This window comes from Antrihabitans spumae (assembly GCF_043944905.1).
In the GTDB taxonomy this organism is placed as follows: domain Bacteria; phylum Actinomycetota; class Actinomycetes; order Mycobacteriales; family Mycobacteriaceae; genus Antrihabitans; species Antrihabitans spumae.
This window is the reverse complement of the sequence record NZ_JBIMSN010000060.1, coordinates 103,611-123,221: the sequence shown is the minus strand read 5'-3', so window position 1 is coordinate 123,221 and position 19,611 is coordinate 103,611. Positions and strand designations below refer to the sequence as shown.

Below are 19,611 nucleotides of genomic sequence, written 5' to 3'. Positions count from 1 at the left end.
CCGATGCAACATTCGGTCCCGGTTGACCTTCGAGGACAGAGCGTCGCGACCGATGCTGATTCAGCCCTTCCAGCGCACCGCGGTCGCGGCAGCGAAATCACCGGCGTGTGCAAATCCCGCGAACATCACCAGCGATCCAGGTGCCACCTTCCCTTCGCGGACCGCACGGTCGAACGTGACGGGAATGCCTGCGCCGAAAAGGTTTCCACAGTCTTCGAACGTGTCCGGATGACGCTCCTTCGGGACCTGCAGCGCGTCGCGCCAGTTTCGTAGGAACAGCCGGTTCGGCTGGTTCGTCACGAGCAAATCCAGGTCACTCGACTTCACGCCGATGCGCTTGCACACCTGCGCAGCGACTTCGGGCACGATGCGATTGCCCCGAGCGAGAACTTTCGCGATCTTCGACTCCGTGAAGCCGAGGTGCATCTGCCCTTCGCCTGCCTCCCAGTATTTTCGGGGCGGATCGGCCATCACCGTCATCTGACCTGCGTACTGTGGCAGATGAATCGCTTCGACATCGAGGATCGGTGACTCGTCGGACTTCGTCAGCAGACCGACCGCCGCACCATCGCCGGGGATCGCGGCTTGCGGCAGGGACCTGACCTGGTCCTGCGTGAATACCTGACCCGCACAGTTCTGCGTCGTGACGATCAAAGCCGAACGGGCAGATGTCGTTTCCAGGATCTGCTTGGCGATCTTCATCATGTAGACGAACACCGCGCAGCCACCGTTGTGCAGGTCGATCAACCATTCCGGGTTGATACCGAGCCGGTGCGCAATGTCACCGCCACTGCCGACGATGCCGAGGTCAGGCAACTGGGTGTGGGTGATCAGGACGTCGACCTCGTCCAGAAAGTCGGCACCTTGACGCTCGAACAGTGGCGCGATGGCGGCTTCGACCATGTCGGCAGGCGTCTCGCCCGGCGCGACGTGGTGGCGGAATGCGGGAGCCTTGAACATCACATTCGATGCCTGCTGCCCCGATTCCGCGTACTTGGCGAAGTAGTCCGCGCTGACCCGATCCTTCGGCAGGTAGCTGGATACATCGGCAAGGCTGACAACTGGTTTCATCACTTCATCCACTCGGGCTTGATCGGCTGGCCATTCGTGTGCCGGTATTCGGCGATTGCTTTGAGGTTGCGCAGTTCCATGAGGTGGCCTGCATAGAACAGCTCCCAGAAGTCACCGACCCAGACGGGACGACCCTCGGGCGCGGTTTCCGGGTACGCGTTGCCGTCGTAGTACGGATGGCGGCAGTTGGTCCAGATGACGACCGAACCGGGCTTGTTCAACACCACCTGCGCGTCTATGACGCGCATGAGGTAGATCATCCACAGGTGTTTGCCCTGGTCCCACGCGCAGTGGTAGTCGACGGTGCGAGCGTCGGCGCTGGCAATGGTTCGGGTGTAGATCTTGGTGTGGTCGCCGATTCGGTCGTCGGAGACCCAGAGACCTTCTTCGTCGCATTCGACGAAGTCGCGCATGCTGTAGGTCCACTCGCCGAGACTTCTTGTGTCGGAGAGGTATTCGAACAACTCCTCCGGTGGAACATCGATGTGTTCCTGCACGGTGATGTAGTCGCCGTACACCTCAGCATGGGGGTAGACGGCTCGCGTCATGTCGAGGACGAGCGGCATGCCCTCCTTGACGCTGATGTTCTCGATCCGGTAGACGCCCGGAATCTCGAGTTCGGGCAAGGCGGGCGCAGTCATCGCGGGTGAGCTCCTTCAGCGGTGGCGAAATCCTTCGGACATGTATGAGATCCGACATGGACTAGACAGGATCGGACACAGATGAATACGGACTGGCCGTCGATCGGGTTGAACCCGCGAGAAGAAGTTTTCCTCGAAACTCAGCCCCGAAATTCAGGGCCTGAAAAACGGGTCGACCTCAGCGCCATGGGGATCGGGCTCGGGCCGTTGGAACAGTCGCACCACCGGCTCAGCGAATCGAGCTGCGATCGGGCCGACGATGGCCATCAGCAGCACGTACGCCGTTGCGAGCGCCGCGAGATCGTCCTCGACGGTCCCTGCCGCGACGGCAAGTCCCGCGATCACGATCGAGAATTCACCACGCGCGACAAGTGCCGCGCCGGCACGAGCGCGGCCCATCTTGCCCACGTTCTGATGTGCGGCCGCCCACCACCCGGTCGCGAGTTTGGTCGCGGTCGTGCTGACCGCGAGCACGATCGCCCAGCCGAGTACCGGCGGGATGCTGGCTGGGTCGGTGTTCAATCCGAAGACGACGAAGAACATCGCCGCGAAGAGATCACGGAGTGGCTCGAGCAGTTTCGTCGCGTTGTGAGCGGTCGACCCCGAGATCGCGATGCCGAGCATAAAGGCGCCAACAGCCGCCGACACCTGTAGACCCTGTGCGATTCCCGCGACGAGCAACGCGGCACCGAGAAGCTTGAGCAGGAACACCTCGCGGTCCGCGCTGTCGACGATTGCCGATACGTAGTGCCCGTAGCGCAGCGCGATCAACAGCACGGTCGTGATCACCAGCAGCGCGATTCCGAGCGCCTGCAGACCACCGAAGAATCCGACGCCGGCGAGCAACGCGGTGAGAATCGGCAGATACAACGCCATTGCAAGGTCCTCGAACACCAGGATCGAAAGCACCACCGGCGTTTCGCGGTTACCGAGCCTGCCGAGGTCGGTCAGCACCTTGGCGGCGATACCCGACGACGAGATGTAGGTGACACCAGCGAGTGTCAGTGCCCCGATCGGTCCCCACCCGAGCAGCAACGCGACAACCGCGCCCGGCGTCGCGTTGAGAACGAGGTCGAGAACACCTGCCATCCACGACTTCTGGAGTCCGTTGACGAGTTCGGGTGCGGTGTATTCGAGTCCGAGGAGCAAAAGCAGCAGGACGACGCCGATCTCGGCCGCTAGATGACTGAACTCACCCGCTTCACCGAGCGGGACGAGACCGCCGTGGCCGAAGGCCACACCACCGACGAGATAGAGCGGAATGGGCGACAGACCGATTCGTCCTGCGAGGCGACCGAGTACTCCGAGAGCGAAAAATACGGCGCCGAGTTCGATGAGGGCGAGAGCGGTGTCATCCATCGTGGAACATCCGAACCCCCGGCCAAGCTCTCACCCGTGGGTGAGGATCTTGGCTGCGGCGTCGAGGCCGTCGGTCGTGCCGACGATCACAAGTAGATCGCCCTTGGTGAACGTGAAGTCCGGTCCGGGCGAGGGGTGCAGCTGACCTGCCCGCATGACTGCCACGATCGAGACTTTCGTGCGGGTGCGCATGCCGGTGTCGCCCAGCGTCCGACCGTCGTACGGCGACCCGTCGCCGATCGGCAACTGCCGAGTGTTGATGCCGGGCAGGTCCCTGTGCTCCTCTTGCAACTGCGCGACGAGTTGCGGAGCGCCTAGCAGGTTGCCGAGCACCGCGGCTTCTTCGTTGGACAGGGGAACCTGCGCCGCACAGGCGTCCGGATCGTCGCGCTTGGAGACGATCAGGTCGGTCGTACCGTCGCGATGCGTCACGACACCGATCCGCCGTCCTGACCCGAGTTCGAAGTCCTTACGGACCCCGATACCTGGCAGTGGCGTTACTTCGACGTTCACGAATCGAGCGTATCCCCGGACGGCGCAGAGGGGGTGGAGTCAGGCGAAGAAGAGTTGCGAGGCGGCGTCGCCTGCGAGCAGGAAGCCGACGATCCCCAACGCCCACCCTGCGGCGCTGTCGGCGTGCCGGATCAACAGTGCATCGATCTTGCGAAGCAGCGGCTCGATGCGATCGTGCATGGCGGTCCGTGCGCCGACGAGAAGCAAGGCGGGTGCGATCATCACGACGCAGTAGCCGGCAAGGAGCGGAAGCCATTGCACAGCCGACAGCGGACTCGCGACGAGCAATCCGATCGCGGCCAGATACGGCAACATCGAGAAGAGTTCCAACGTCGCAGCGCTCACGGCGAGGATCGCAAGACCGCGACCCGACGACTGCGAGTCGATGGCACGTTCGCGCCAGCGCGCCACACGATCCGGCTCACCTCGGCTTCGACGTTTCTTCGAGTCGAACCGCCACGACAGCGCGAAAAGACCGACCCCGACCACCAGCTGCGGCACCAGCACGACCGGACTCCGCAGCGACGACTGCAACCAGTCGGTACCGGCTTGCGCCACGAGGACCAAGGCGACCCCGACCACGAAGTAGAACGCCGTGATCGTCGCGAGGTAGTAGGCGAGCATGCGCACCGAAGGTCGTTTCGGTGACAACAGCAGCCACACCGGAACGACCAAGGTTCCGATACTCGTGCTGTCGACCAGAGCGAGGCCGACGAGGCCGAGAACGAGCACGGTTGTCATTGGAACGACTCTCGTCGTGGCAGTACCCGCCGCGCGTCGTGCATCGGACCGATCCAGCCTCATCCTTTCGACGGACTCGGCATCGCTCGGGGCTGTGTTGTGATGGGACGGTGCGACGCTGGTCAGATCTGTCGATAGCAGCCCAGAGCGCGATCATCGCTGTCATCATGTTCGTCTTCGGCGGCATGCTCTACGTCGCAGGTCTGTACCCGTTGTCGACGAAAGCCGCGGATCCGTCGCTTGCGATTCGCTTCGGCGTCCTCGCGATGCTGTGCCTCGCGACCTTCGCTCGACGGCTCGCGCCGGCAACGGCCATCATCGCCGGACTGATCCCCCTCGGCATCGACCTCGCGCTTGGCCCGACCGTACCGGTGTGGCTCATCTATTCCGACCTCGTCTACGCGGTGGCACTGTACGGAACACGTCGGCAATCGCGGGCCGTCGTCGCCGTGTCGATCGTGGGCAGTGTCGTCGGCGTCTGTGCTGTGCTCGCGGTGACCGGCGACTGGCGTTCGGTCGCCATCGCGGTCGCCATTGCGTCCGCCTTCCTCGCAACGCCGATCTGGTGGGCGCTGGCCGTCAGGACACACAAGGAGATCGCCGACGCCGAACGAGCCCGCGCCCACGCATTGACGGTCGTCGCGGAACTGGACCGTCGAGCCGCCATCGCAGACGAACGCAACACGATGGCCCGCGATCTGCACGATGTGATCGCCGGCCACCTCTCTGCGATCGCGATCCAGTCCGAAGCCGCGCTGCGGGTGCAGGAAAGCAACCCCGATTCGATCCCGGAGATTCTGAAGTCCATGCGCGCCAACAGCATCGGCGCCCTCGACGAGATGCGGACAATGATCGGTCTGCTGCGATCCGACGACGTGTCCGGAGAGATCACCGCGCCGCGCCGTCTCGCCCACCTGCCCAAACTCGTCGAATCCGCACGCGTCGCCGGAACCGCCGTCGTCGTGCGCAACCAACACGACGACATTCCGATACCGTCTGCCGTCGACCACACCGCCTATCGCATCGCACAGGAAGCGCTCACCAACGCGATGAAGCATGCCGCCGGCCAGGCCGTCGACATGGAGGTCCGCGTCGACCCGGATCAGTTGTTGCTGACCGTGACCAATGCGGTCACAGCGCGGAACTCCGCGACTGCCGACCTCGACTCACCGCGCAGCGGATTGCGCAACATGCGTGAACGAACCGAACTGCTCGGCGGATCGTTCGCTGCGGGCGAGCGCGCTGGGCGATGGTGTGTGCGTGCGTCGTTGCCTCTCTCCTCACCCATGACACCGACTGAACGGACAGGGACGACATGACCGCCGAACCGGCAGACAGGTCCGTCATCAAGATCCTGATCGCCGACGATCACGCGGCCATTCGGTCGGGGTTGCGGCTGATTCTGGGCTCGGTCGACGGGATGGTCGTCGTCGGCGAAGCAGCTGACGGTGATGTCGCAGTCGCACAGACCAAAGCGCTCCGCCCGGACGTCGTTCTGATGGACGTCCGCATGCCTGGCGTCGACGGCATAGCTGCGACCGCACAGATAACGACGGCCGGCCTTGCCAAGGTGCTGATTCTGACGACGTTCGAGATCGACGAGTACGTCTTCCGAGCCCTGCGGGCAGGAGCGTCGGGATTTATGTTGAAGTCCGCGTCGGCCGACACACTCGTCGATGCCGTCAAGTCGGTCGCGGCCGGTGACGGCGTGCTGGCACCGCAGGTCACTCGGACCCTGATCGATGCCTTCGCGTCGACTGCGCCCGACACGGCGACACCGCCAGGCGTCGCCGACCTCACCGAACGCGAACGCGAAGTTCTGGACTGTCTCGGTGACGGGCTGTCCAACACGCAGATCGCGTCGCGGCTCTACATCCGGGAGACGACAGTCAAGACGCACGTGTCGAAGGTGCTGACGAAGCTGGGAGTCACGTCCAGGGTGCAGGCAGCGATCGTCGCGCGTGGTCTTGCGAGCAGTTGAACTCAACCTGGCAGCGGACCGAACGTTCCATCGGCGTCGGGTCGGTATTCGGTGACGGCGGTGACGGCCGCGGTCGGCAGCGGACCGTAGAGGTGCGGGAACCGCATCGACTCGGGATCGGACGGAACGCCTGCCTCCCAGCGCACCGGCGAGGTCAGTCTGTTCGGGTCCAGCCGCAGCAGCACAAGGTCGTTGCGTCCTGCAAAAATTCGGTTCGCGGGTAGGTGGACCTGATCCGGTGCGGACAAATGCACGAAACCTTGAGTGTCGAGAGATTCGGGTCGATGTTCACCCGTGCGTCGCGCCGAGAGCCACTCGTCGAGCGTGCAAATATGAAGCAGTGTGTGAATTCTGCTCCCCACGGGTAAGACTCCTCACAGCGAAAGATTCTGCAATGTTTCGTGTTAGTGACAACACAATGAAACGCCCTCGGGAACAAAGCCTGTCTCCCGAACGTCTGTAAGAGTAGTGCCACCGAACCACCATGGCTCGGAAGGACAGGCCCAGGCCGACGGCGCCAGCCGGAGGCTAGGACGGAGGAGTCATGCCAGCAACACTGACAAGCGCCCCGCTGACCGCTGCGGACCGCTGTGACCGATGCGGAGCCGCAGCCAAGGTACGTGCAGTTTTGACGTCCGGAGGCGAACTGCTCTTCTGCCAGCATCACGCCAATGCCTACGAGACGCGTCTCGTGGAACTCGCGGCGAAGATCGAGTCGGATTCCATTCCGGTCAGCTGATCACTCTTCCCCAACTACCTACAGCGGGCGGCCTCCTTCGGGAGGCCGTCCGTATTTGTCGTCGGCTACGCCGCTCGTGCGTCCTTTCGGCGGGCCCGACCACCGAAAAGACGCACGAGGCGCGCAGCGCCCTACCAGCGACGGAGAGCCGCGATACGTTCGGTGAGCTGGTCGGCGGTGGCGATCGCCGTCGGCGGACCTCCACAGTCACGACGAAGCTCGCCGTGAATGGTTCCGTGCGACTTCCCGGTTCTGTGGTGATGCATCGCGACGAGACCGTTGAGTTCGCGACGTAACTCCGTCAAATTCTGCGCAGCCGCAACCCGCTCGGTCGCCTTCACCTGCGCGACCGACTTCTCCGACCCGACCGCCTGCCGATCGGTCAGCTGCCGATCCTGGCGATCACGCAGCAGGGCCCGCATCTGTTCGGCATCGAGCAGACCCGGCAGACCGAGGTAGTCCGCCTCTTCGTCGCTGCCGGAGAACGTCGCCGTGCCGAACGATGATCCGTCGTAGATGACCTGATCGAGTTCGGCGTCGGCACCGAGCGAGGTGAACGCTTTCTCGTCTTCGCCCGGCTCGTCTTTCGTCTTGTTCGCGTCGGCGAGCAGATCGTCGTCGAACCCGTCCTTCTCGCGATGCGGCTTGCCGAGCACGTGATCGCGTTGCGCTTCCAACTGCGCAGCGAGGTCGAGCAGCACCGGGACCGACGGCAGAAACACGCTCGCGGTCTCACCCGGACGCCTTGTTCGCACGAATCTGCCGATTGCCTGGGCGAAGTACAGCGGAGTTGCCGCGCTCGTCGCGTACACACCGACCGCGAGCCGGGGCACGTCGACGCCTTCGGACACCATGCGGACGGCGACCATCCAGCGTTGATCGCTGTTGTCGAATTCGGTGATGCGATTGGACGAGCTCGGGTCGTCGGACAGGACGACGGCCGGGCGCTCGCCGGTGAGGGCCTCCAACAAGTCCGCGTACGCCCGTGCGTTGGTCTGGTCCGTCGCGATGACCAGTCCACCCGCGTCGGGCATACCGCCCGACCGCAGCTGGCTCAGCCGCATGTCCGCGGCGCGCAGCACTGCAGGAATCCAGTCACCGGTCGGGTCGAGCGCGGTACGCCAGGCGCGAGCGGTGTGCTCGGCGGACAGCGGTTCACCGAGCCGCGCGGTGAATTCCTCGCCCGCACTGTCCCGCCAGCGAGCCTCACCCGAATAGGCAAGGAATACAACGGGGCGAACGACGCCGTCCTTCAGCGCGTCCGAGTAGCCGTAGGAGTGATCTGCTTTCGACCGTTGGAAGCCCGCGTTGTCGGGTTCGTAGGTGACGAACGGGATGGCGCTGTCGTCGCTGCGGAACGGCGTTCCCGTCAGCGCGAGGCGCCGAGTTGCGTCACCGAAAGCTTCGCGGACCGCGTCGCCCCAGCTTTTCGCGTCGCCGCCGTGGTGGATCTCGTCGAGGATGACCAGCGTCCGCCGGTTTTCCGTGCGCACGCGATGTCGTGCGGGGTGCGCCGCGATCTGGGCATAGGTGATGACAACACCGTGATAGTCCGACGATGTCTGTCCGGTCGAGTTGGAAAACCGTGAATCGAGCGCGATACCTGCCCGTGCGGCGGCGTCGGCCCACTGGTGCTTGAGATGCTCGGTCGGCGCGACGACCGTCACCTGGTCGACCGTGCGATCACCGAGCAACTCCGCTGCGACGCGGAGCGCGAAGGTCGTCTTTCCGGCACCCGGTGTTGCTACGGCGAGGAAATCGCGTGGCTTCTTCGACAGGTACTTCGTCAATGCTCGCCGCTGCCACGCACGCAGCGGTCCTGCGCCGGCACTCGATGTCACCGAGTCAGTCGAGACTGCCAATTCCTGACTCTCACTCAGCACGATCGGTGGAACTCCTTCGCTTGCACATTCGGTCGCACTCGCACCGCGACGAGCTTAGCGGGGAAATTCGGCTGCCCGCGACGCGAGCGCCTACGCTTCGCCGTGACGCGACACGATCGCGCACAGCGGGCGGATCGGCGCAATGTCAGGAATGCTGGAAATCACCATGAACGAATCGACGGGCGGCGCGAAGGACACAGACGAGGTCCCCGACGCTGCCGATCGCGGTGCAGACACCCCTCTACCTGCGGCGTCGCCACCCAGGCGCGTCTGGCAGGTGATCTGGCGTACAGCCGACAAAGCATGGGGGCATTCGATATTCGCGAAGGCTGCGACGGCAGCCTTCTGGCAAACCCTGTCACTGCCGCCGCTACTGCTCGGATTGCTCGGCAGCCTCGGGTATGTCGGCGGCTGGTTCGGTCGCCCCGACATTCTCGAAATCGTGCACCGTCGGATCATCTCGTTCAGTGAGCGCACGTTCAGCAGCAACGTCGTCGATCAGATCATCCAACCGACGGTCACCGACGTGCTCGGACAGGGCCGGGTCGGGTTCGTTTCGGTCGGCTTCATCCTGACCCTGTGGGCGGGCTCGTCGGCCATGGCGACGTTCGTGGATTCGATCGTCGAGGCCCACGATCAGAAGGATTCGCGCCACCCGGTGTGGCAGCGGATCTTCGCACTGCTGCTGTATGTGATGTTTCTCATTGCCTCGGTGTTCATCCTCCCGCTCGTCGCACTCGGACCCGCAACGATCGCCCGGATCTTCCCCGACTCCTGGTACGACGTCGGCACCCGATTCCTGGACTTTCTGTACTTCCCGATCGTCGGTCTGCTGCTCATCGTCGGATTGACGACGCTGTACAAACTCGCGCTGCACAGGTCACTGCCGTGGCATCGACTGCTCGGCGGCGCCCTCGTCGCGGGAGTGTTCTTCATGGCGGCGAGCGCGGGCCTGCGCCGCTATCTGAGCTGGGCTGCCGACAGCGGCGTCACCTACGGCGCACTGGCAACGCCGATCGCATTCTTGCTTTTCACGTTCTTCCTCGGGTTCGCCGTGATTCTGGGCGCCGAGTTCAATGCGACGATCCAGGAATTCTGGCCCGCACGGCCGACCCGGATCGATCAGATGAAGGAATGGATCGCGACACAGGCGACCGAAGAGGGTGCCGCCGCGGTGACGAACCTGAAGCAACTCGCTACGGGACCCATCCGCGTCGCGACCGACAAGGTCCGAGGCGTCACTCGCGGCGAGCGTGACGACTCGGACTTCGAGGGTGACGAACAACCGACCGAGGCACTACCTCGGCCGCAGACTCACTCGCCTTTGCGTAATCCCTCGTAGATCTTCTTGCAATCCGGGCAGACGGGAGATCCCGGTTTTGCCGATTTCGTGACGGGAAAGACTTCGCCGCACAGTGCTACGACGTGCGTTCCCATCACCGCGCTCTCGGCAATCTTGTTCTTCTTCACGTAGTGGAAGAACTTGGGAGTGTCGTCACTCGTCGTTTCGTCGGTGGTCTCTTCGGGCCGGACTTTTGTGTCTGTGCTCACGGATCAATAATGCCCGAAGCCGCCCGAATACTCGCCAGTAGGTCCGACCCGTCCCATCTACCTGCACTGCGTGCATTTGTCGGCAGGTAGTGCCATGGTGGTGCTATGGCAGGTGCAGGTTTCCAAGCGTCGGAAAACGACGGTACGTGGCGGCACCCCGCGGTCATCACGCAGGCAGCGGATTCGGTGGAGGCTCAGCACCGGGCTCGGGTCAAGCGGTACACGATCATCATGTCCTTCCGAATCCCGGCCTTGCTGCTCGCTGCGCTCACCTACAGCATGTTCGAGAACGCCTGGATCTCGGTCGCGATCATCGCGGTGTCGATCCCGCTCCCGTGGGTCGCTGTGTTGATCGCAAACGATCGTCCGCCGCGACGTAAGAACGAACCGCGGCCCTACAACTACGGTCCGGAAAGCTTCACCCGGACCGAGGTACCCGCGATCGAACCTGCTCGCCACACCGTCATCGACGGCTGAAACACTTGCTCGGGTGACTGCCGCCCGCTCGTCGTTGCTCGTCGAACTCTGCCCGGACCTGCGAGTTGCGCTGACTCGCTGTCGGTTCGATGCGGACACCCTGGAAGAACTACTCGGCACGGACGGGCTTGCCGCGTTGTCGCGCTCGGAAGCGGTCCCGGTCCGCCGCCTGATCACCGGCGCTGGCGACCTCGGCATCCTGATCCGGCTGTTCCTGCTGACCGATGATTGCGCGGTCGCGGACGTCGCAGCAGCATTACATCCCGTCGCGGTCGACGATGCCGTCGCCGCCGGCCTGCTCGAACGGACCGGCGACCTCGTTCGCGCGGCGCTGGATCTGCGGCCGTTGCAGTTGCAGGACACACCGCAGTGGATCCTGTCCGACCTCGACGACAGCATGGCACCGCGCGACATCACCGAAGATCACGTCCTCGGGGTAGGCCATGCGTCGCTGTCGTTGCTCCAGGCAACGCCGACCGACCCGACGGGAACCGTGCTCGATCTCGGTACCGGATGTGGCGTTCAGGCGCTGCACGCAGTCGGCTACGCGACATCGGTGACCGCGACCGACGTCAACCCCCGTGCGTTGTGGCTCGCCGCCGCGTCCGCGGCTCTGAACGACGTCGATATCGAACTTGTCGAGGGTTCCTGGTTCGAACCTGTCGCAGGCCGCACCTTCGATCGGGTGGTTGCCAATCCGCCCTTCGTCGTCGGCCTTGCTCGGGTTGCCCACAACTACCGCGACTCCGGACTCGATCTCGACGGCGCCAGCAAACTCGTCGTATCGGGCACACCCGAACTGCTGGCACCCAACGGCTCCGCGGCGATGCTGGCGTCGTGGGTGCACATCGAAGGCGAGGACTGGCGGCAGCGCGTGGCGTCGTGGCTGCCCGACTACGGCATCGACGCGTGGGTCGTCCAGCGTGATGTCGCCGACCCCGCGTTGTACGTCGGAACGTGGCAGCGCGACGCCGGCCTCGATCCGCGCGCCGAAGCAGCGCAGGCACAGGCGCAGGAGTGGCTCGAGCACTTCGCCGCGGCGGGTGTCGAAGGCATCGGCTTCGGCTACGTCTATCTGCGGCGCATCGACGCGCCGACCGAGGTGCTTGCCGAAGACCTGACACACGGCTTCTCCGATCCGCTCGGTGCCGAAGCGCCTGCCTACTTCGCGCGGTCCGCGTGGCTGCGTGAGCACGACGTGCTCGAGGCCCGGTTCCGCGTCGACGCAGCGACGGCGTTGGAGCGGGTATTTCAGCCGGGCGCGGAGGGCTGGAACGAAGTCGCGACACGGCTGCACCGCGGCAACGGTCCGAGTTGGAGCCACGACGTCGACGAACTCGGCGTCGCGCTGGTGTCGGGAATGCGACCCGACGGCTTGGCGTTGTCGGAATTGGTGGAGCTGCTTGCGGCGGCGCACACCGGTGAGCCGGCTTCCGACGACTTGCTCGCCTCCGCAAGCGGACTTGTCCGTGCTCTGGTGCGGCACGGCTTGCTCACTCCAGCCTGACCCGCACGACCCCGAGTTCCTCGAGACGTTCCACAAGAAGTTCCACCGGTGTTCCCGCCCGTGGAACCTTCTCAGCAACTTCTCAGGACGAATCCGTGAAAACTGCTGCTCAGGAGTGTTTGAAGACGGGAATCGAGGGAACTTTCAGGGGTGTGTGTCCGTTGATCCATATGAGACACCACCGATTCAGGGAGGCAAGTCATGACAGGCCCCAGCACAGTTCGCCTACGTCCGAGCGACGCCGATCTCGACGCCCAGAGCCCAGCCGCCGATCTGGTACGCGTGTACCTGAACGGCATCGGCAGGACCGCTCTGTTGAGTGCCGTCGAAGAGGTCGAACTGGCCAAGAAAATCGAGGCCGGTCTGTACGCGCAGCATCTGCTCGCGACCGCCAAGCGACTGTCGGTGACCAAACGGCGTGACCTCACGACCGTTGTCCGCGAAGGTCGTGCGGCCCGAGCCCATCTGCTCGAAGCCAACCTCCGACTCGTCGTCTCGCTGGCCAAGCGCTACACCGGCCGCGGAATGCCACTGCTGGACCTGATCCAGGAGGGCAACCTCGGACTGATCCGCGCGATGGAGAAGTTCGACTACGCCAAGGGCTTCAAGTTCTCGACCTACGCGACGTGGTGGATCCGTCAGGCCATCACGCGCGGCATGGCCGATCAGAGCCGCACGATCCGCCTGCCAGTCCACCTGGTCGAGCAGGTCAACAAACTGGCTCGCATCAAGCGCGAACTACATCAGCAGCTGGGTCGCGAAGCCACCGACGCGGAACTGGCTGCCGAATCCGGCATCCCGGTGCACAAGATCGCCGATCTCCTCGACCACAGCCGCGATCCGGTAAGCCTCGACATGCCCGTCGGAAGCGACGAAGAAGCGCCACTCGGCGACTTCATCGAAGACTCCGAGGCGACGTCGGCAGAAAGTGCCGTCATCGCCGGGTTGCTGCACAGCGACGTCCGCAGTGTCCTCTCCACGCTAGACGAGAGGGAGCAGCAGGTCATTCGGCTGCGCTTCGGCCTCGACGACGGTCAGCCGCGCACTCTCGACCAGATCGGCAAGCTGTTCGGTCTGTCTCGCGAGCGGGTACGCCAGATCGAACGCGAAGTGATGGGCAAACTGCGCAAGGGCGATCGCGCCGAGCGACTGCGCGCCTACGCGAGCTGACGTTCGCAACGAAACCAACACCCGAATAGGTGCGCCTGCGGCTGGACTACGGTCGCCGACGGCCACCCATCGCGTCGACCGGATCGCTGGAGCTCTCATCCCCCTCGAGAGCTCCACGCGGATCCGGTCGGCGCGAAACTTCTTTCCGGGACAGCCGGGTCACCGCAGTCTGCGCGGACCCAGATCCTCACGATTCGGCGGCGGGCCGATCCGCACGCGCGCGTACAGGATTTCCGCACGCCGACCCGACGCGAGAATCGGTTCGCACGACAGTTCGCGCACGTCCGCGAGGTCGTCACAGAGCGCTGAAATCCGTTGCAGGACTTCGGCCAGTGCATCCTTGTTCACTGCCTCGGAGGTCGCCGTGCCCGACAGCAGCGGCGCTGCGCGTGGTGCCTCGACCAGCGCGACGGCCTCGTCTTCGGTGAGCGGTAACGCCCGGTAGGCACGGTCGCCGAGCAGATCGAGGATAGGACCCGACAGACCGAAAGACACGACGGACCCGAACGACGGATCGTCCTGCACACGCACCACACACCCGAGACCGCGCGTCGCCATCCGCTGCACGTGCACGAGCGGCTGACCCGACAAAGCGGCAAGGTCGTGGTAGCCGCGGCTCACCGATTTGGGTCCCGACAGATCGAGCCTGACCCCACGGAGATCGGGTCGGCTTCGCCACATCTCCCCCGTTGCCTTCGCCGCAACCGGGTATCCGAGCTCCTCGGCCGCCGCAACGGCTTCGTCCTCGCTGGTCACTTCACGAAACTCGACCACCGGAATGCCGTAACAAGCCAGTAGTTCGGCGGCCTCGAGGTCGGTCAGCCAGCGACCGCCCGGCTCGGTTGCCAGCCTCGACGCGACCAGTTCGGCCGCATGCTCGCCCGCAATGTCCGGCGGCCTGCGAACATTCGAGATCGGCCGCTCCCGCCACTGCGAGTATCGAAAGACGCGCCCGAGTGCACGGGCCGCACGTTCCGGATCCGGATAGGACGGTATCGAGCCTGCGACAGGCGTGCCGTCGGGTCCCGCGACCTCCAACGCCTTCGGAATGCCCTCTTCGCCGAAGAACGTGGTCAGCACCGGCTTGGCCGCGCCGCTCGCCGCATGCCGAAACGCTTCCGCGAACGGCCGAGTCGGCACCGCGATCGGTGGCACGAAGATTGCGATCACCGCGTCGACGTCACGGGATTCGATCGCCGTGCGGATGGCCGCGGCGAATTCGTCGGGGCTTGCGCCGGGTCCGAGATCGACCTGCTCGCCGACCTGCAAGCCTTCCGACTCCGCGGCGCCGCCTGCGAGCCAACCCAGCGCGGTGCTGTTGCAGACGATGGCGACGCGCGGGCCTCGCGGTAGTGGCTGATAGCCGAGCAGTACGGCGCAGTCGAACAATTCGGAGATCGTCTCGACCTGGATGACACCCGCCTGTGAGAACAGATCGGCGGCGATCGAACCGTCGACGGCCTGGTCGTGCGTCGCCCGGTTCCGCGCGGCACTGAGTCCACTTCGTACTGCAACGATCGGCTTGTTCCTGGCAACGCGGCGGGCGATACGCGAGAACTTGCGTGGGTTACCGAAGCTCTCCAGGTACAGCAGCACGACGTCGGTATCGGCGTCGGAATCCCAGTACTGCAGCAGGTCGTTGCCCGACACGTCGGCTCGGTTGCCTGCCGAGACGAAGGTCGACAGCCCGAGCCTGCGTTTGGCCGCCTCCCCCAAAATGGCAGCTCCGAGCGGACCGGACTGGCAGAAGAAACCGACTCGCCCCCGTGCGGGCAGTTCGGACGCCAAGGTTGCGTTCAGGGCGACCTGCGGGTCGGTGTTCGCGACACCGAGCGCGTTCGGCCCGACGAGCCGCATCCCGTGCCCGCGGGCGTCACGAACCAGGCGGCGTTCCGCGTCGAAGCCGTCGGTGCCGGTCTCGGCGAAGCCTGCCGACAACACGATCAGACCTTTCACGCCCTTGGCCAGGCAATCGTCGAACACGGCTTCGATCTCCACTGCGGGTACAGCGACGATGGCGAGGTCGACGTCGTCGGGTATGTCGCGCACCGTTGCGTAGGCCCGCACGCCGCGGACCGACCGATGTACGGCGTTGACGGGAAATACCGGACCCATGAATTCCGCGTTCAAGATGTTCGAAAGGACGGCGTTGCCGACTTTTCCTTTTGTCGTCGACGCACCGATCAACGCAATGGTTTTCGGTGAAAGCAGGTTTCGAACACTGCGGGCTTCCGATGCCAATTCTCGCGAATTACGCACCGAGAGCAGAGCTTCGGACGGATCGATGGCGAACTCGAGATGCAGCACAGAGCCGTCGATGCTGCGACGGACCTGATAGCCGGCCTCCTTGAACACCGTCACCATTCCGCGATTCTCGGCGAGCACCTCGGCGACGAACGTCTCGATCCCGTTCTCGGCGGCAGCGCCCGCAAGATGTTCCAGCAGGATCGACCCGAGGCCGCGACCCTGATGGGAATCCGCGACGACGAACGCCACCTCCGCAGAATTGGACCAGTTTCCGGTCTTCTCGTCGGGTAGGCGCTCGTAGAGTCCGATCGCGATGATCGCATCGCCGAGTATCGCGACAAGGGCCACGCGATTGCGGTGATCGACGTTGGTCGAACGCTCGACGTCCTTGTCCGACATGTGCGGATACGGTCCGAAATAGCGCAGATAGCGCGTGCGCTCGGACAGCGCGCCGTGGAATGCGACGAGCGCGTCCGCATCGGTCGGCAAGATCGGGCGCAGGTGCACGACGCCGCCGTCCGAAGCGAGCACGTCGGCCATGCGGTGCTCGGGAAACGGGGTCGGCTCAGTCACGTGGGTCGTCCTGGTCGAGTCCGAGTAGCGGGAAGGTGGCTCTGCGCGTTGCGATTATTGCTGTATCGATTGCCCGGATCGCTCGATCCTGTTCGGCGATACCGGTTTCGGCGGCGCCACCGGGGCCGTCCCACGGTCGGTAGGCGACGTCTCCGCCTTCACCCATCGTGTCGGGTAGTGCCACGGACGGCGCGATCGTCGCGACGTAGTCGCTCCACGAGTCCGGTATCGGGGTGTTCGGGTCGATCGTGCGATCGAGGGCGGCCGCGATCAGATGCGTCCACGACCTCGGCACCACCCTGATCAATCCGTAGCCGCCGCCACCGACAGCAAGCCAGCGTCCCTCCGCATGGGTGTCGGCAAGGTCCCGCATGGCGAGAAACGCGGCGCGCTGACCGTCGACCGTGAGCGCGAGGTCGGCGAGAGGGTCTTCCCGATGGGTGTCGACACCACACTGGCTGATGATGATCTGCGGCCGGAACGACTCGACGGCACCGGGAACGATCGCGTGAAATGCCCGGAGCCACATGGCATCCGATGTCTGGGGAAGCACCGCCAAGTTGATCGACGTGCCTTCCGCGGCCCCGACGCCGCACTCGCTCGGGTAGCCGGTGCTCGGCCACAGCGTCGCCGGATGCTGATGAACGGAGATGGTGAGCACACGTGGGTCGGCGTAGAACGCGCGCTGCACGCCGTCGCCGTGGTGAACGTCGACGTCGATGTAGGCGATCCGGTCGTAGCCGTTGTCCAACAACCACGAAATCGCGACAGCGACATCGTTGTACACACAGAATCCCGCGGCGGACCCGGCCATGGCGTGATGCATACCGCCGCCGATGCTCACCGCGCGCCTGGTGCGTCCCGCCGCGATCTCGCGGGCCGCGGCAAGGGTGCCGCCCGTGATGATCGAGGCGGCCTCGTGCATGTTCGGAAAAATCGGGTTATCGGCGGAGCCGAGCCCGAACGGCGGATCCAGCGCATCGAGAGGTACCGGATGGGTGTTCGCGGTCTTGACGGCAGCGATGTAGTCGGGTGTGTGGATGCGCAACAGATCAGCGTCGTTCGCCGCCGACGGTTCGATCATCTCGACGCCGTCGAGCAGCCCGATTGCCCGAGCAAGCCGCATCGTGAGGTCCAGCCGTGTGGGATTCATCGGGTGTCCGCGGGTCCAGGTGTAGCCGAGATAGCTCGGACTCCACACGACGCTGCTCGACCTGGCGGCAGACTTCGACCCGGGCTGTGACGTCTCCTGCGGTGGCAACGCGGGCATATGCATCACGCTACTGTGCCCGGGGGAAGGATCGCGGCTATCGGCGCGTTCCACCTGGTGAGGTTCGCCTGTACGCGGCTCGTCCGCGGTCGATCGCTGTTGTTCGCGGGCGTCTACGAACGCGACTCGCGCAGTAGAAATCCGTGGCACCACAAACGGATGCCCAGTATAGGTAGAATTTCTGTGACGAAGGGGTGTGAGGGTGAAGGATCTAGTCGACACCACGGAGATGTACCTCCGTACCATTTACGACCTCGAGGAAGAGGGTGTGGTTCCACTGCGGGCGCGGATAGCCGAGCGCCTCGAGCAGAGCGGTCCCACGGTCAGCCAGACGGTCGCACGGATGGAACGTGACGGGTTGCTTCTTGTTGCCGGCGACAGGCATCTCGAGCTGACTGCGAAAGGCCGCAATCTGGCCATTGCGGTGATGCGTAAGCACCGCCTCGCCGAGCGACTTCTCGTCGACATCATCGGGCTCGACTGGCAGCAGGTCCACGCCGAAGCATGCCGGTGGGAGCACGTGATGAGCGAGGAAGTAGAACGCCGCCTCGTCGTCGTGCTCAACAATCCGACGACATCGCCGTACGGCAACCCCATCCCCGGCTTGGACGAGCTCGGCATGGACAAGCCGACCGATGCGGACGAGGTGCTCGTCCGTTTGACCGACGTCGCGGTCGGCAAGCCGGCTGCTGTCGTCGTTCGACGTCTCGCCGAGCACATTCAAACCGACCCCGAGGTGATCGGGCGTCTTCGTGAAGCCGGTGTGGTGCCGGACGCGCGAGTCACCGTCGAGGTCAAACCAGGCGGAACGGTCGCCATCACCGTCCCGGGTCACGAGGAATTCGACCTGTCGGAAGAGATGGCGCACGCGGTGCAGGTGAAGCTCGTTCAGTGAAATTACTGGTGACCGGCGGAGCCGGGTACGTGGGAAGCGTCTGCGCACAGGTCCTCCTCGAACGCGGCCACGACGTCGTCGTCGTCGACGATCTGTCGACCGGTAATGCCGACGCCGTGCCCGAGGGCGCGGAATTCGTCGAAGGCGACGTCGCGGCGGTGGCCGAGAAAGTGCTCGCCGGTGGTTCCTTCGACGGCGTCGCGCACTTCGCCGCGCAATCGCTGGTCGGCGAATCGGTCGTGCAGCCCGAGAAGTACTGGTACGGCAACGTCGTCAAGACGCTCGATCTACTCGAAGCGATGCGCACCACCGGCACTCCTCGGTTGGTGTTCTCCTCGACCGCCGCCACCTACGGCGAACCCGAAGCCTCGCCTATCCGTGAGGAGGCGCCGACTCGCCCGACCAATCCCTACGGTGCATCGAAGTTGGCCATCGATCATGTGATCACGTCGTACGCGGCTGCACACGGTCTGGCCGCGACGAGTCTGCGGTACTTCAACGTCGCGGGCGCGTATGCGGGATTCGGCGAAAACCGGGTTGTCGAAACACATTTGATTCCTCTCGTTCTTCAGGTCGCGGCGGGGGTTCGCGAGAAGATTTCGGTCTTCGGCACCGACTGGCCGACGACAGACGGCACCGCCGTTCGCGATTACATCCATATCCGCGACCTCGCCGACGCACACATCCTCGCGCTGGAGTCCTGCACCGCGGGCGAGCATCGCATCTACAACCTCGGCAGCGGCACCGGATTCTCTGTGCGCGAAGTGATTTCGGCGTGTGAGCGGGTCACCGGGAAGTCGATCGCAGCGCAGGACGCGCCGCGGCGCGCGGGTGATCCTGCGGTCCTCGTCGCGTCGAGCGATCGGGCAACCGACGAACTCGGCTGGCGACCCGTGCACACCGACCTCGACGAGATCGTCTCCGACGCATGGGCTTACTTCCAAGGCCTCGGGGATCGTTCGCACGCCGCGCGTCCAGCGCACTGACCTCGCG

At 64.6% G+C, this 19,611-nt stretch carries 19 protein-coding genes; 9 read left to right on the top strand and 10 right to left on the bottom strand.

All coding sequences use genetic code 11. The features are described from left to right. Positions 1–60: 60 nt before the first annotated feature. The 5 genes from ACHIRB_RS14835 to ACHIRB_RS14815 form a co-directional block, all read right to left on the bottom strand. The gene (locus ACHIRB_RS14835) at positions 61–1,071 is read right to left on the bottom strand and encodes a 3-oxoacyl-ACP synthase III family protein (protein ID WP_395112880.1); all 1,011 of its coding nucleotides are present in this window, start codon (positions 1,069–1,071) and stop codon (positions 61–63) included. Next, a complete protein-coding gene (locus ACHIRB_RS14830; RefSeq protein ID WP_395112879.1) occupies positions 1,071–1,712 on the bottom strand; it encodes an SRPBCC family protein in 642 nt (213 codons plus the stop codon). The genes ACHIRB_RS14835 and ACHIRB_RS14830 overlap by 1 nt, the downstream gene beginning before the upstream one ends. A 153-nt stretch (positions 1,713–1,865) precedes the next feature. Continuing rightward, positions 1,866–3,071, bottom strand: a complete 1,206-nt coding sequence (locus tag ACHIRB_RS14825; protein WP_395123818.1) for a cation:proton antiporter — start codon at positions 3,069–3,071, stop codon at positions 1,866–1,868. 30 nt (positions 3,072–3,101) lie between these two features. Then, entirely contained in the window at positions 3,102–3,584 is a 483-nt protein-coding gene (locus tag ACHIRB_RS14820) for a cation:proton antiporter regulatory subunit (RefSeq protein WP_199706289.1), read from the bottom strand. Between the two features lie 39 nt (positions 3,585–3,623). Further along, on the bottom strand, positions 3,624–4,325 hold the full coding sequence (locus ACHIRB_RS14815) for a GAP family protein (RefSeq protein ID WP_395112877.1): 702 nt from the start codon (positions 4,323–4,325) through the stop codon (positions 3,624–3,626). Positions 4,326–4,435: 110 nt separating this feature from the next. Here ACHIRB_RS14815 and ACHIRB_RS14810 point away from each other — a divergent pair, with 110 nt between their 5' ends. After that, a complete protein-coding gene (locus ACHIRB_RS14810) occupies positions 4,436–5,644 on the top strand; it encodes a sensor histidine kinase (RefSeq protein WP_395123817.1) in 1,209 nt (402 codons plus the stop codon). Further along, positions 5,641–6,306 (top strand): response regulator, encoded by a 666-nt coding sequence (locus ACHIRB_RS14805; protein WP_395123816.1) that lies wholly within the window; start codon positions 5,641–5,643, stop codon positions 6,304–6,306. The genes ACHIRB_RS14810 and ACHIRB_RS14805 overlap by 4 nt, the downstream gene beginning before the upstream one ends. A 2-nt stretch (positions 6,307–6,308) precedes the next feature. Here the strand turns inward: ACHIRB_RS14805 and ACHIRB_RS14800 are convergent, their stop codons facing one another. After that, a complete protein-coding gene (locus tag ACHIRB_RS14800; RefSeq protein ID WP_395123858.1) occupies positions 6,309–6,656 on the bottom strand; it encodes a DUF952 domain-containing protein in 348 nt (115 codons plus the stop codon). A 194-nt stretch (positions 6,657–6,850) separates the two neighbouring features. Here ACHIRB_RS14800 and ACHIRB_RS14795 point away from each other — a divergent pair, with 194 nt between their 5' ends. Beyond that, on the top strand, positions 6,851–7,045 hold the full coding sequence (locus ACHIRB_RS14795) for a DUF7455 domain-containing protein (RefSeq protein WP_395112874.1): 195 nt from the start codon (positions 6,851–6,853) through the stop codon (positions 7,043–7,045). 131 nt (positions 7,046–7,176) lie between these two features. On the opposite strand, the gene ACHIRB_RS14790 is transcribed toward ACHIRB_RS14795, so the two are convergent. Further along, a complete protein-coding gene (locus ACHIRB_RS14790) occupies positions 7,177–8,886 on the bottom strand; it encodes a DEAD/DEAH box helicase (RefSeq protein ID WP_395123815.1) in 1,710 nt (569 codons plus the stop codon). Positions 8,887–9,094: 208 nt separating this feature from the next. Between ACHIRB_RS14790 and ACHIRB_RS14785 the strand changes: the two genes are divergently transcribed. After that, positions 9,095–10,270, top strand: a complete 1,176-nt coding sequence (locus ACHIRB_RS14785) for a YihY/virulence factor BrkB family protein (RefSeq protein ID WP_395123857.1) — start codon at positions 9,095–9,097, stop codon at positions 10,268–10,270. Here ACHIRB_RS14785 and ACHIRB_RS14780 read toward each other — a convergent pair. After that, on the bottom strand, positions 10,243–10,479 hold the full coding sequence (locus ACHIRB_RS14780; protein ID WP_199706295.1) for a DUF3039 domain-containing protein: 237 nt from the start codon (positions 10,477–10,479) through the stop codon (positions 10,243–10,245). The two genes, ACHIRB_RS14785 and ACHIRB_RS14780, sit on opposite strands and share 28 nt — an antisense overlap. Before the next feature lie 105 nt (positions 10,480–10,584). On the opposite strand from ACHIRB_RS14780, the gene ACHIRB_RS14775 reads away from it, so the two are divergent. The 3 genes from ACHIRB_RS14775 to ACHIRB_RS14765 all read left to right on the top strand — a co-directional run bounded on the left by ACHIRB_RS14775 (position 10,585) and on the right by ACHIRB_RS14765 (position 13,633). Then, positions 10,585–10,956: a DUF3099 domain-containing protein gene (locus tag ACHIRB_RS14775; protein WP_395112123.1), complete on the top strand. Its 372-nt coding sequence runs from the start codon at positions 10,585–10,587 to the stop codon at positions 10,954–10,956. Positions 10,957–10,969: 13 nt separating this feature from the next. Next, positions 10,970–12,463: a DUF7782 domain-containing protein gene (locus ACHIRB_RS14770; protein ID WP_395123814.1), complete on the top strand. Its 1,494-nt coding sequence runs from the start codon at positions 10,970–10,972 to the stop codon at positions 12,461–12,463. A 201-nt stretch (positions 12,464–12,664) separates the two neighbouring features. Next, a complete protein-coding gene (locus ACHIRB_RS14765) occupies positions 12,665–13,633 on the top strand; it encodes a sigma-70 family RNA polymerase sigma factor (protein WP_199706298.1) in 969 nt (322 codons plus the stop codon). A gap of 159 nt (positions 13,634–13,792) precedes the next feature. Here ACHIRB_RS14765 and ACHIRB_RS14760 read toward each other — a convergent pair whose 3' ends face one another. Together ACHIRB_RS14760 and ACHIRB_RS14755 are read right to left on the bottom strand one after the other, a co-directional pair. Then, on the bottom strand, positions 13,793–16,420 hold the full coding sequence (locus ACHIRB_RS14760) for a bifunctional acetate--CoA ligase family protein/GNAT family N-acetyltransferase (RefSeq protein WP_395123856.1): 2,628 nt from the start codon (positions 16,418–16,420) through the stop codon (positions 13,793–13,795). A gap of 25 nt (positions 16,421–16,445) precedes the next feature. After that, positions 16,446–17,723 carry an acetoin utilization protein AcuC gene (locus ACHIRB_RS14755; RefSeq protein WP_395123813.1) on the bottom strand — a complete coding sequence of 426 codons (1,278 nt, stop codon included), beginning with the start codon at positions 17,721–17,723 and terminating at the stop codon, positions 16,446–16,448. Positions 17,724–17,925: 202 nt separating this feature from the next. On the opposite strand from ACHIRB_RS14755, the gene ACHIRB_RS14750 reads away from it, so the two are divergent. Together ACHIRB_RS14750 and galE are read left to right on the top strand one after the other, a co-directional pair. After that, complete coding sequence (locus ACHIRB_RS14750) at positions 17,926–18,618, top strand: metal-dependent transcriptional regulator (protein WP_395123812.1); 693 nt, start codon at positions 17,926–17,928, stop codon at positions 18,616–18,618. Then, positions 18,615–19,604: a UDP-glucose 4-epimerase GalE gene (gene galE, locus ACHIRB_RS14745; protein ID WP_395123811.1), complete on the top strand. Its 990-nt coding sequence runs from the start codon at positions 18,615–18,617 to the stop codon at positions 19,602–19,604. Before ACHIRB_RS14750 ends, galE begins: the two co-directional genes overlap by 4 nt. Positions 19,605–19,611 lie beyond the last annotated feature (7 nt).

Excerpts from the sequence above, each read along its gene's own strand:
- ACHIRB_RS14835 (WP_395112880.1), bottom strand. The coding sequence starts at position 1,071 with ATGAAACCAGTTGTCAGCCTTGCCGATGTATCCAGCTACCTGCCGAAG.
- ACHIRB_RS14830 (WP_395112879.1), bottom strand. The coding sequence starts at position 1,712 with ATGACTGCGCCCGCCTTGCCCGAACTCGAGATTCCGGGCGTCTACCGG.
- ACHIRB_RS14825 (WP_395123818.1), bottom strand. The coding sequence starts at position 3,071 with ATGGATGACACCGCTCTCGCCCTCATCGAACTCGGCGCCGTATTTTTC.
- ACHIRB_RS14815 (WP_395112877.1), bottom strand. The coding sequence starts at position 4,325 with ATGACAACCGTGCTCGTTCTCGGCCTCGTCGGCCTCGCTCTGGTCGAC.
- ACHIRB_RS14805 (WP_395123816.1), top strand. The coding sequence starts at position 5,641 with ATGACCGCCGAACCGGCAGACAGGTCCGTCATCAAGATCCTGATCGCC.
- ACHIRB_RS14795 (WP_395112874.1), top strand. The coding sequence starts at position 6,851 with ATGCCAGCAACACTGACAAGCGCCCCGCTGACCGCTGCGGACCGCTGT.
- ACHIRB_RS14785 (WP_395123857.1), top strand. The coding sequence starts at position 9,095 with ATGAACGAATCGACGGGCGGCGCGAAGGACACAGACGAGGTCCCCGAC.
- ACHIRB_RS14775 (WP_395112123.1), top strand. The coding sequence starts at position 10,585 with ATGGCAGGTGCAGGTTTCCAAGCGTCGGAAAACGACGGTACGTGGCGG.
- ACHIRB_RS14765 (WP_199706298.1), top strand. The coding sequence starts at position 12,665 with ATGACAGGCCCCAGCACAGTTCGCCTACGTCCGAGCGACGCCGATCTC.
- ACHIRB_RS14760 (WP_395123856.1), bottom strand. The coding sequence starts at position 16,420 with ATGGCCGACGTGCTCGCTTCGGACGGCGGCGTCGTGCACCTGCGCCCG.
- ACHIRB_RS14755 (WP_395123813.1), bottom strand. The coding sequence starts at position 17,723 with ATGCCCGCGTTGCCACCGCAGGAGACGTCACAGCCCGGGTCGAAGTCT.